Origin of the sequence: Mucilaginibacter glaciei (genome assembly GCF_014773245.1) — a bacterium.
Lineage (GTDB): Bacteria > Bacteroidota > Bacteroidia > Sphingobacteriales > Sphingobacteriaceae > Mucilaginibacter > Mucilaginibacter glaciei.
This window is the reverse complement of the sequence record NZ_JACWMX010000012.1, coordinates 83,399-94,288: the sequence shown is the minus strand read 5'-3', so window position 1 is coordinate 94,288 and position 10,890 is coordinate 83,399. Positions and strand designations below refer to the sequence as shown.

General features: G+C 43.7%; 13 protein-coding genes. 4 read left to right on the top strand and 9 right to left on the bottom strand.

Features of this window, described 5'->3' with window-relative positions; all coding sequences use genetic code 11:
• Positions 1–119 precede the first annotated feature (119 nt).
• The 3 genes from IDJ76_RS20225 to IDJ76_RS20215 are packed head-to-tail and all read left to right on the top strand — an operon-like array spanning position 120 to position 1,717.
• Positions 120–869 (top strand): hypothetical protein, encoded by a 750-nt coding sequence (locus IDJ76_RS20225; RefSeq protein WP_191166084.1) that lies wholly within the window; start codon positions 120–122, stop codon positions 867–869.
• Between the two features lie 4 nt (positions 870–873).
• Positions 874–1,110 (top strand): hypothetical protein, encoded by a 237-nt coding sequence (locus IDJ76_RS20220; protein ID WP_191166082.1) that lies wholly within the window; start codon positions 874–876, stop codon positions 1,108–1,110.
• A 25-nt stretch (positions 1,111–1,135) separates the two neighbouring features.
• A complete protein-coding gene (locus tag IDJ76_RS20215; protein ID WP_191166080.1) occupies positions 1,136–1,717 on the top strand; it encodes a hypothetical protein in 582 nt (193 codons plus the stop codon).
• 303 nt (positions 1,718–2,020) lie between these two features.
• On the opposite strand, the gene IDJ76_RS20210 is transcribed toward IDJ76_RS20215, so the two are convergent.
• The 8 genes from IDJ76_RS20210 to IDJ76_RS20180 all read right to left on the bottom strand — a co-directional run bounded on the left by IDJ76_RS20210 (position 2,021) and on the right by IDJ76_RS20180 (position 9,613).
• On the bottom strand, positions 2,021–2,593 hold the full coding sequence (locus IDJ76_RS20210) for a hypothetical protein (protein WP_191166078.1): 573 nt from the start codon (positions 2,591–2,593) through the stop codon (positions 2,021–2,023).
• Entirely contained in the window at positions 2,577–3,509 is a 933-nt protein-coding gene (locus tag IDJ76_RS20205; RefSeq protein WP_191166089.1) for an RHS repeat domain-containing protein, read from the bottom strand. The genes IDJ76_RS20210 and IDJ76_RS20205 overlap by 17 nt, the downstream gene beginning before the upstream one ends.
• A 220-nt stretch (positions 3,510–3,729) precedes the next feature.
• Complete coding sequence (locus IDJ76_RS20200; protein ID WP_224746429.1) at positions 3,730–3,894, bottom strand: hypothetical protein; 165 nt, start codon at positions 3,892–3,894, stop codon at positions 3,730–3,732.
• A 341-nt stretch (positions 3,895–4,235) separates the two neighbouring features.
• On the bottom strand, positions 4,236–4,583 hold the full coding sequence (locus IDJ76_RS20920; RefSeq protein ID WP_224746428.1) for a hypothetical protein: 348 nt from the start codon (positions 4,581–4,583) through the stop codon (positions 4,236–4,238).
• Between the two features lie 146 nt (positions 4,584–4,729).
• Positions 4,730–5,749, bottom strand: coding sequence for a PDDEXK nuclease domain-containing protein (locus IDJ76_RS20195; protein ID WP_191166074.1), 1,020 nt, complete (start codon positions 5,747–5,749; stop codon positions 4,730–4,732).
• Positions 5,750–5,791: 42 nt separating this feature from the next.
• Complete coding sequence (locus tag IDJ76_RS20190) at positions 5,792–6,730, bottom strand: tyrosine-type recombinase/integrase (protein ID WP_191166072.1); 939 nt, start codon at positions 6,728–6,730, stop codon at positions 5,792–5,794.
• Positions 6,717–7,694 carry a tyrosine-type recombinase/integrase gene (locus IDJ76_RS20185; protein WP_191166071.1) on the bottom strand — a complete coding sequence of 326 codons (978 nt, stop codon included), beginning with the start codon at positions 7,692–7,694 and terminating at the stop codon, positions 6,717–6,719. The genes IDJ76_RS20190 and IDJ76_RS20185 overlap by 14 nt, the downstream gene beginning before the upstream one ends.
• Entirely contained in the window at positions 7,691–9,613 is a 1,923-nt protein-coding gene (locus IDJ76_RS20180) for an ATP-binding cassette domain-containing protein (protein WP_191166068.1), read from the bottom strand. Before IDJ76_RS20180 ends, IDJ76_RS20185 begins: the two co-directional genes overlap by 4 nt.
• A 124-nt stretch (positions 9,614–9,737) precedes the next feature.
• On the opposite strand from IDJ76_RS20180, the gene IDJ76_RS20175 reads away from it, so the two are divergent.
• A complete protein-coding gene (locus tag IDJ76_RS20175) occupies positions 9,738–10,103 on the top strand; it encodes a helix-turn-helix domain-containing protein (RefSeq protein ID WP_191166066.1) in 366 nt (121 codons plus the stop codon).
• Positions 10,104–10,197: 94 nt separating this feature from the next.
• On the opposite strand, the gene IDJ76_RS20170 is transcribed toward IDJ76_RS20175, so the two are convergent.
• Entirely contained in the window at positions 10,198–10,887 is a 690-nt protein-coding gene (locus IDJ76_RS20170) for a hypothetical protein (RefSeq protein WP_191166064.1), read from the bottom strand.
• Between the last annotated feature and the right edge of the window lie 3 nt (positions 10,888–10,890).

Sequence of the window (10,890 nt, the reverse complement as noted above, 5' to 3'; positions counted from 1 at the left end):
AGAGCGTCTGAATGCCTCGCTGTACCTTAACTGCGAGGCTTCACCCTTTACTTTAATTACCTTATAACTCATTTTGTTGACTATTTATTAGTCAACTTTTTTCAGGACAAGACACTTTTATGAGCGGACAGAATTCAGCGGGCTTAAATTTCAAGAACGGTAATATCGGCATCGCTGATAGTGACCCTGGTACGACACTTTCTTTTGGAAGAAATGCTTCGTCTAATCCGGGCATATCAATTAATAGTGGAACCAAATCCTATTTTCATTCCGCACTCTCCGCTCAGAACAACTATGTCAGATCTGCAATCACAAACAATATACACTGGATTGATGCGGATAATACCTGGCATGTAGAAGGTCCTGTAAACTCCGATTTTAGCATGATAGCCTATGAAAATGAAGGCGAAATTGCTATCTATAATAGACCAACAACCGGGAGCGCTTACACAATTGCTAATAGTGATTTGCAAGCTTATAGGCGAATGACCATCAAAAAGAGTGGTAACATAGGAATTGGCACCTCAACTCCGGATTCAAAGTTAACGGTAAATGGCGTCATTCACACCAACGAAGTGCGGGTTGATTTGAATATTCCCGGCCCGGATTACGTTTTTGAAGAGCAATACAAACTTGGTACACTTAAAGAACTGGAAGCATATATAGCAAAATATCATCATTTGCCGGAGGTTCCTTCTGCCAAAGAGATGGCTGATAAAGGAATTAATCTAGGCGAGATGAATACCCTTTTGCTCAAGAAAATTGAAGAGTTAACGCTTCATCTGATCCAAAAAGAAAAGCAATTGAAAAAGCAGCAGGAAGATATCGATCTGATTAAAATTAAGTTGGGTCTGTTTGTAAAGCCATAGTTGCGTGATTTTTGTTTTCTTAAAAATACGCTTTAAAATAAGTATATTCCAAGGGGCCAATGGCTCGACTGTTGGCACCGAAGAGTTCGGTTTTGCAGACACCAGCGCTGGTTTTACCGGGGTGGTTATTAATCCTGCCGATTATATCGGTATCGGGACCGTTAATCCGATTGATAGCCTGGATGTTCAGGGTGGAAACATGTCCGATTACTCCCTTGGGGGGCACCAATTTAAAAATTAGTGCCAGCCCAACAGGTAAAACTTTTATGCTGATCAATACCAGAGCCGATGCGAACGGGACAGGTTCGATTCAAAGTGTCAGTAATTCCAATAATTCGCATGTCGGATTATTACTTGATACAAGCGGGGGAAATGTGGGTGTAGACAAATCCTTCCCTACTGCAAAATTCCATGTGTTAGGCACAGGGAACAATTTGGACGATTATACCCCACTAGCTGCGCAAAGTTTGGTGATAGAGGCAAGCAAGGGTGGACGTAATACGAACATCGGTGCACAACTGGAATTTGCTATCCCGTGTAATACAGATGGTAAGAGTCTATGGGGTCAGGGAAGAATTATGACGGTAGCTGCTTATACAGGCAATAATAACGCAAGTGGTAAAATGGTTATGGGAACGAGGCGCAATTTCAATAAATTAGGGACTGGATATCAATGGTACTATGGCAATGATCTTACAATTGATGGTGATGGGAAAATGGGAATCGGAAAACTAACCCAGCCGCAGCAGTTGATGTTAGTACGTTCATCAATTATGGAAAATTGTAAACCGTGTCTGGGAGACTCACAGAAGGTAATACGTCCGGGGAAGGAACATTTTTGGGTGTGAGAGGCTTAGTACGCAATTAACTGCTTCGAAGACAATTATCGCGTATTTCAAAAATTTTGCCTTGGAACACAACTTTTACGGAGTAACTAATAACTCTATTAACTTTTTAAGAGGCGGCGGTCGAACAGGTGGCAGCTTCGCTTTAGTACCGGTACAAAGTTAGAAAGATTAAGGATTACCGGTGATAGTTCCGTGATTTTTTTAACATCATAGGCATGGTATTTTCGTGTTTTAACACTACATACTGACGTGTAAATGATAAGTAAACTGTTTTGATTTGATTACTTCTGCTTGTTTAAAGAATTACCTATTTTCACTTAGTAGATCAATCTCTATGTACACATCTTGGTGCTCAGTATAGAAAATTAACCTTCCGTTAGAAGCATCTTTTGCAGGCACAACCTTTTTTTCACGTTCACTATAACCCCCCCCAAATGTATTACTTGGAAGTTGTTTTTTGTACCACCAATTTAATTTTTCAGTCTCTATAGATTTTACTTTTGAGATGTTATTCTTGGTGCTTCCTAATTGCCAGAAATTTTTAATTAATTGAGCCAACGAATAATCGTAATTTCTTGAAGAATATCGACTCGGCAACGGCCTTGCAGGTATTAAATTCATTTTTTGAATGAGCAATTCAGGATTGTTACATTTAAATTTTATGTACACGATTTTGGGATATAAATAATCTGGCCGAATTCTATATTCGTAAAATAAGACTTGGTTCTCCTTCTTAAGATCAAGACTCAAATATCCTTTTGCTTTACTTAAACCGATTGTTTGAGTAGAAATTTGACAACTCGAGACGATTGTGTATAATAATATATAATACACTTTAAATTTGTGTGCTTTGCGATATTTAGTATTTTGTTCCATCTGTCTTGACTTTCTCACTATCTGATTTCACATTTGATGCTCGATTTGGTACCGCAATAAATGGTTTATCTTTAAACCAATTTACAAAATTATCATCACTGTTTTGCACAACATTTACACCTACGCTAGACACATCAAACGGTTTGCCAATTAAATATTTCTTTGCAAAATCCGTTAATTTAGCCCCTTCTTCTGTTCTTAAGCTTCTCTTGCCTGAATTAACTGCTGAATTATGTGAATTAAAGTTCCAATTGTCTTCAAATGACATCTTACCTCTAAATGTCCATTTATAAAAATAATTATCATCCTTTGTAAATGTCCCATTAAAAACAACTGTAAACGTGCCTAAAGTACCTGAGACGCCAGAGCCACTTAAAACCCTCCACTCTTTCAGTTGAACTGATTTCCCTTTAGGAGTTTGCATTAATAAATCGTGAAACTGTTTTAAATCCACGGGATCTAATCCCTGGATACCAACCTGCTGTGAATGAATATCCATCATTTGCTTTTCGGATAAAGTCATTTGACTTCCATTACCAAAACTGTAATGATTGATTAACTTTTTTGGTAATTCTTCAGAAAACCCAAGTTTGAAACCAGCGGAAACAACAGCTTTCTTGAGATTTATATTTCGAATTTCTACATCTTTTAAAACCCTTGTAACTGGAGAGTTAATCTTTAAAGCTTTGTAGGATGGAAACAGCTCTAATCCATCCAAGTCTGTATTTCCAATTACAGCATTACTGGCAAACTGGTACGGCGTTAATTCAGGATATTTTATAGTTAACGGATCAACACTTAAGAATCTGCCTACTCTGGGATCGTAGATTCGCATACCATAATCCTGCTGATTGCCTACGCCCTTCACCTCATTATCATTCTCCTTCCCGTTAAACCCGTAGGTATAAGTATTCAGGCGTTTTTTTGGCTGGCTGTCAGTTCACTCTCTTGCGCCTGCAAAAAGTTCAAAGAACGTTCTCTTACGAGATGATTTAAAGGTAGTAAAAGTTTATATCCGAATCAGCAGATAAAGAGATTTATTTAGGCCCATTCCCCGCCCGACCCACGCCGGATGCTTTAACATAACACGTTATTATAGTACGCCCGCTCCGTTCCCTCGCGCATCCGAAGCCGTCCTATAATTCAATTATGTTAAGCAGCGAAGCTGCCCGCATCCGGCTTTCCACCGCCCGGCCTGCGTACTGGTTAAGCCGATCATCTGTTACCGCAAAGGTAGCCTCCGAAGCCAGGGCAGTAAAGGGACTTTCGCGGCATAAACCCACAAGCCTTTCACGCACCACCCATTTATTCCACGTTCCCTTGACAGCCCCGTCTTCTCCCGCTTTTTGGTGCTTAACAGTTAATCACCTGATGCCTTATTCTCATTTTATTTCTATTTCAGATAAGCAGCAAGTTTGTGTTTTTGTGTCCACAAAAACTACCACGATGCCTTCCGGCTCGTGGCAAACTTGCCTTTGCTCTCGTTAGTCGGCAAAGGTTTTTTGGGGGTTCCCCCGGCGACTTTGGAGCAATGGGGCAAGATTCGATTGTCGGACAATCGTTTATCTTGCTAAACGCCGAAAGCATTTTTTTCGGCCTGGCCGCAAGATCCAATTGTGGCACAATTGTACATCTTGCTGATTTATAAAAAGCTGTTTTTCTCCGTCTGAAAGGCAGACGTTTTCGGGCTGGATGTAAGCGTGGGTTGTGGGGTGGGTTTGTGCGGCTTGCATCCGGCACGTAAACGATCCAACGGGGGTTTGGGGGCTTTGGAAGATAGCCCCCAATTAAACAAACGGCCTCCACGTGCGGGGGGATTATGCGCCCTGCTTCTTCCTTTTTTTCTTGCGAAGCCGTTGCGAGTGTGAGGCAAACCCGGCCGGGAAAAGTCCCGAAAGGGCGACCGGCCGCCAGTCCCCGCTTCTACCGGCGGGGCGGTTGCCGAGCCAGCAGGCGAGCCTAACAATAGGGCGGCGGCTGGACTGGCCACGCTTCTACCAGTCGGGGACTGGACAGGGGCAGCAGACCGTGAGGAAGAACGAGGAAGGCGGAAAGCATGACGGAGTGAGGTACGAACGAGGGCGTGGTTTTTGCGCTGACGAGTGATGACGAACACCGCTTTTCCTGTGAGGTGGGTTATAGCAATTTTTCCAGGCTTTCCGCTATAGCTGCGGGTGATGGGAGCATCTTTTTCATATTTTCCGGCAGTTCTTCTTTGATGGTATAGGTAGCTACGCCCATCGGGCTGTTCATTTCTTTTAAGGCGTACTCTACGATGGTGCGATTCTTTTCCTTGCAAATAATAATTCCTATAGATGGATTTTCATCGGTTGTTTTTACTGTTTCGTTCAATGCTGTTAGGTAGAACTGCATTTTACCCGCATACTCCGCTTTGAACTTTCCTGTTTTAAGTTCTACAGCTACCATTGATTTTAACCGACGGTGATAGAGCAGCAGATCAATGTAATATTCTTCGTTACCTACTTCTAAGTGGTATTGGTTGCCCATAAATGCGAAGTCGCCACCCATTTCCATTAAAAAGCTGCGGATGTTCTTGATCAAACCCAGTTCGAGTTCACGCTCTGAATACCTTTCGCTTATTTCTAAAAAGCCAAAGATATAGCTATCCCTTACTGCCAGTTTGGCCTGGTGCCGGTATTTTTCTTCCAGCGTGGTATCAAAGTTGGTTTGATTCATTAAATACCGGTGATAAGCGTTGCCCTCTACCTGGTGTATCAATACGTTCTTTGTCCAGCCGTATTTCCTGACCATACTGATATAAAACTCCCGTTCCTGATCGTCTTTGCATTTCTCCAAGATCACCAGGTTATGGCTCCAGCCTATTTCCCGCACCATTGGTGCGAGTTTTTCATTTTGGCTATAGGTTTCATAAAAGCCTTTCATCCGCCACAGGTTACTGCCTGAAAAGCCTTTTATCCCCGGAAACTCTTTTTGAAGATCTTCGGACAAGGTGGTAACCACTGATTTGCCCCAGCCTGATTGTTCTTGTGTCACGGCGATACTTTGACCGATGAACCAATACAGGCCCAGCAATTCTTTATTCACTTCTTTTAACGCCTGGTATTGAGAGCGGTAAACCTGTTCTTTTATTTCTTCCAGGAAGGTGCTGTAAGCTGCTTTATCAATCGTCCCCATTGTACAAATTTATCTTTTATTCTGATTTTATATATAACCCGCTTATCCTATCGGGTGGTACTGGTCTATATCAAACTGCAGGTCTTCTACCTGGTTCACTAAATAACCCTCTGTACTGCTCACGTATTTATGCCCGGCCATGTATTGCACCTGCCTTAAGTTATGCACGGCCAGCCAATGGGTGATCACGCTTGACCTGACCTGTTTAAAGTTAATGAAACGGGGGCATAGTTTCGATACTTCATCACTTAGCCGTTTCCATATATTAAGCGGGTATTGCCCCGTGGCTGTTTTCTGCCCGGACGGTGGGGTGGCTATATAAAAGTATTCGCTCGGATTACTACAATATTTTTGAAGTTCGTTCCGGGTCTTTAACTGGTATTCCATCAGCCCGATGATCTGCTGCGGTTTAAGTTCCATCGTCCTTTCCGCTCCTTTACGGCTTCCCGCTATGTATATCGTACCATCTTTAAGATTAACGTCATGCGGGGTAAGCTTGTTGGCCTCCGGCGTAGTGATGCCCTGCCATATCATCAGCCCCAGGATGGTTTTGTTGCGCTGCCTCGATAGCTGGTAGGTTTTAAACCAATTCCGGTTCGCCCTCGGGTCTTCGTCCGCTGGTATGGTGTAATTATGGTAAATGGCTTCCAGTTCCTTTTTGCTTAGCGTAGGGTAAAGCGTAACACGCTTAACACCCCGTATTTTCAAATGCTTTGCCGGGTTATCTTTTCTTAAGCCTTGCGCGATCTGGTAATCAAAGAAGTGTTTTAACAGGCCAAGCTGTACGCTCCGGGTCAGGTTTTCCAGCCCTTTTTGTTTCAGGTGATTCATAAAGCCCAATACTTCTTTTGCCGTGGCCGCTTCGGCCTCGGTATTGTCTTTATCCAGCCAGGCTAAGAAGTCAAGCGTATGTTTGTAGTAATGCTTTACGGTGCTGCTGCTTAGTCCCAGGGAAAATAGGTAATCTTTATAGGTTGTCATTTACTCTTTTTACAATATGGGTGTATATCTGCGTACTGTCTAAACTACTGTGGCCTAAAAAGCGGGCTATCTTTTCCAAACTCATGCCGGCCTGTAATAAGTGCGTGGCTATGCTGTGACGCAGCGTATGCAGTCCGACGGTCTTTTGCTGTAATACCGCATCGTCTGTTAGCTGCTGTAGCAGTTGCAGCCTGCACCGCAGGCTCGGGCCTTTGGTCGGCTCTCCTGTCGGGGAGATAAACAAGGCGGTTTCAGCCCCTCCCGGCCTCCCCGGTAGGGAGGTGGTTGCTAACATTTGGGGACGGTAGTCGTAAATGTATTCCTGTAAGTAGGCTGCGTTGGTTTTATTGAACGGTACAAACCGCTCTTTATAGTTCTTGCCCTTGCGTACATGCAATATCCGGGTATCAAAGTTGATGTCGTCTATGCTCAATTGCTCACCCTCGTTACTGCGCAGGCCGCAACTGTAATATACCGTAAGCATGGCCTTGTCCCTTGCGCTGATAGCTTCGGTACTTACCCGGCTCCTGGCACCGCCGGGCATTTTGTCGGTTGTTTCAAAAAGCATTTTCACTTCTTCGATGGTCAATACTTCGGGTTCTTTCTTTTGCGGCGCTCCGAGCCTTACCCCGGTGGTGGGCAATTCTTGTACGCCTTTATGGTGCAGGTATTCCAGGAACTTTTCTACAGCCTGCATGTGCATCCTGATGTAACTGTCGCTCAACCCGGTGGCGTGCCGGATGTGCGGCCGCTGGCTGATGTGGTTATAAAAGCTTTTGATATGCTTTTGCTGCATGTCCCGTACACTGTTTACCCCCAAGCCCTCCAAATGGTGCAGGAATGAACGCAGGTAATGCGGTACGCTGTAAACGCTGCTTTCACAATAGCCCAGGATGTCCAGCCATTCCCGGAAGCCTGTTTGCAGGTACTCAAAGCCGGTATTGTTTAAGGGCAGGCTTTTCATAAGCCCCCTTCCTGTTCCCCCGGTAGGGGAATGATTTTTGCACTATCAACCCGGTACAGGTATTTTTTGTCCTGCCATACCCGTATCACTAAGCCCGTATCGTGCAGTATTTTTAAGTAGCGGTTCTCTGATCGGGGGCTGCGGCGGGTTAGTTCGCTGATGGTATGGGCTGTAAAAAGGCATTCCGGGTTTTCCTGTGTGGTTTTTACCATGGTTTGGTAGGTATAACCCTCCGCTTCTTCATGGCGTTTTTTATGCCCGGTACCCTTTTCCTGTGCTGTATGGCTCACCGCTTCTTCGGTGCTGATTTCCTGTAGTTTAGGTGCGCCACTTGTTTCGTGGCTCACGGGTGGCGTAATGGCTTGCAGCACTTCGTCGAGTACGTTCGCTATCCCGCTGCGCAATGCCTCGTATTCTTCAAAGCTGGCCACTTCGTATAGAAAGCCACTATTTTGCTTGCCGCTCTTTAACCTGATATGCCCGCAGCTTAACAGTGCGTTTTGGTAACGCCGGAACGTAGTACCCGGTAGCCGGAAACGGCTTCTTATTTCGCGGCTGCCAAACGTTTGCTTTTTTTCAGCTTGCAGGTATGTTTTCAGTTCTTCAAAGTAGTTCCGGCAAGCCCCGCTCAATTCATCGCTCTTGCGCAGCAAGACTTCTTTGAGCAATTGGTTGGCTTCGGCGATGTCTGCCAGCGTGGTTTCAATAACGCCGCAATCTGTTAAAGGCATCATTTCGCCCGGTTCGTAAATGACTTCCCCGGTGCTTTCATCCGTCCATCTTCTTTGGTATTGGTGATAGAAAGTTACCACTTCTATAAAGGCCAGGTAATGGGCGTTGCTCCGGCGTGGCTTAAAAACTTCTGCCGGGATCTTCAATTGCTCGGCGTAAGGGTTCACCACCTTGACCGGGGCTAATATCCTTTGGCAGTTTTTTAGCAGTTCCTGCACGGCTCTTTCTTTTTGGGTGTCTATTTTGCCTGCCGAATGCAGCCGCTGGTATTGCATTACTTTTTCGTCCTGCTCCGGGTTCTCGTTCAGGTACAGTAAAAAGCTGCGGTTGGCGTTATCTTCGTAGATGCTTTCTTTCGTGGTGCAGCCTGCTACCGATACCGGGCCCTCTACAATTAAGTGGATGGTCTTGGTTTCGCCTTTGGTATTTTTATGGGCTATCGTTTTGCTTATTTTTCTTTTGCTCATCAGTTCGCGCATGGGGTAAAGCACGTTTTCCGCTCCGTCCAGGTCTTCGATCAGCACCAAACGGTTCTTCAATTCTCTTTGGCCGAAGTAGTAAAAGGCGTTTTCGGATAGCGTGGTAATTTCGATCTTTTCTTCTTCGGGCATGAGCTGCCCTACTTTTTCCTGTAAATGCGTTTTGCCCGTGCCGCTGCTGCCCAGGCTTACCACATGCAAAGGCTGCGCCCGTTTGCGGCTCGTAAACACCAGGTACATGATAAGCCTGTTCAGTTCTTCGCCTACCACGCCGCTTTGCCCGATCAGGTCGTTAGTCCTTTGTAATAAGTGCGGGGATTTTAAAAAGGTTTCGGCTTGCTCCCGTTCTTCGGGGGTAAGCTGCTTGCGGATATACTGGTCGGCCTGCTGGTTTTTGAGTTGCTGCACCCGGTAAACTTCCAGTTGCTCCGTCAGTTCCGACAGGCTGGCCGCTATCAGGCTCGTGCCGATCTCCAACTTTTCCGCCGTCTTCCGTATCAGTTTTTCCAGTTGGTTATCGTTATACAGGTCCAGATTATGGCGTAAGGGCGGCCTCGGGCTGTCCGGCAATTCCAGTTTAAGCGTTACCCGCATCCTGTCCAGCCCCTCCAATTTGATACCGCCCAATACCGTTAAGATAAGCAGGCTGTTATCATATACCAGTTGCTCGGCGTTGGTTACCTGTAGTTTCAATAGCTGCATGCTCATTTTATACGTAGTGGTTATTTTCACCACTACAAATGTAATTTTATGTTTCCTTTTTAGCAACTATAAAGTTTACATATTAAACACATATTGACAATAGTGTTATTTAACACTACTTTTGAACAATATGAGCCTGGCAGATAACATAAAAGACATACGGGAAGAAAAGAACCTCAAGCAGATCGAGGTAGCAACGCACATCGGCGTTGACAAATCTGCTTACAGCAAGATCGAAAAGGGTTTACGTGCTTTAACCGTAGACGAACTGCAAAAGATGGCGCAGCTCTTTAACCTCACCACCGACCAGGTCATTAATTATGACGGCAAAGTGCCTGCAGAAGTGATCTTAGAGGACAAAACCGCCGTTGAACAAATGCGCCTCATTCAACAGCTTGACGAGGATGATAAGCAAACTATTTTCAAACTGATTGACAAAATGCTCACCAACAAGAAGTTTAAGGACTTCTTCCAAAAGAATGTGGCGACACTATAACTTTGTGGAACAGTTTTATCGTGACCTTTTGTTCGCTTTTATGATGGATAGGTGTATTGGTAATTGCCGGTTACTGGTTGGGTAATTCAAAATACTATCCCAAAAGCTTATTTTTCTTTAGGCTATTTATTTTTTCGTCTTTTAAATTTACTTCTATTTGATTTAGGAAAACATTTTTATTAAGTATTGTTTTGTGTAAACTATTTAACCATTTTTTTAAATCCACATTCCATAATAGAAAGTGTTCCACATCCCAATTCTTTTGTTGAATTTCATCTAATACACATTGAATTTGGTTAGCGTTGTCAGTATATAAAGCACAATATAATTTAAACTCAGATAACCTTGCTTGCAGATATGAATTGGGCGCGGCTCCTTGTGGTGGTCTTTGGGAGTAATTATCAATAAGAATAAATAAATCACTTAATAGAACCTCTCCATTCATATTTATATCAATCTGTTTCCTTATAGATTTCATAACTTCTAAAAACTGATTACTATGGTCTCCGAAGGAAATAGAAAATTGTCCCCCATTGCTTTTTTTGATTTCTATCAATATAGCCGGCACATCTAAACACTCCTTTATATTTTTTTTCCATAACGGATAGCAAACAAAATGGGGTCTATAAGCATCGATTCCGGGTAATTTTATTAGCTCAAACCCTATAATGATAGCTCCCACTATTTCATAAAATTTGAATTGACCAAACGCTTCCAGTTCAGGAAAGGCTATTTTCCAATCCTTATTAATTGCTTTCTTGTCTATTTTAACATTATTTGTCATTTT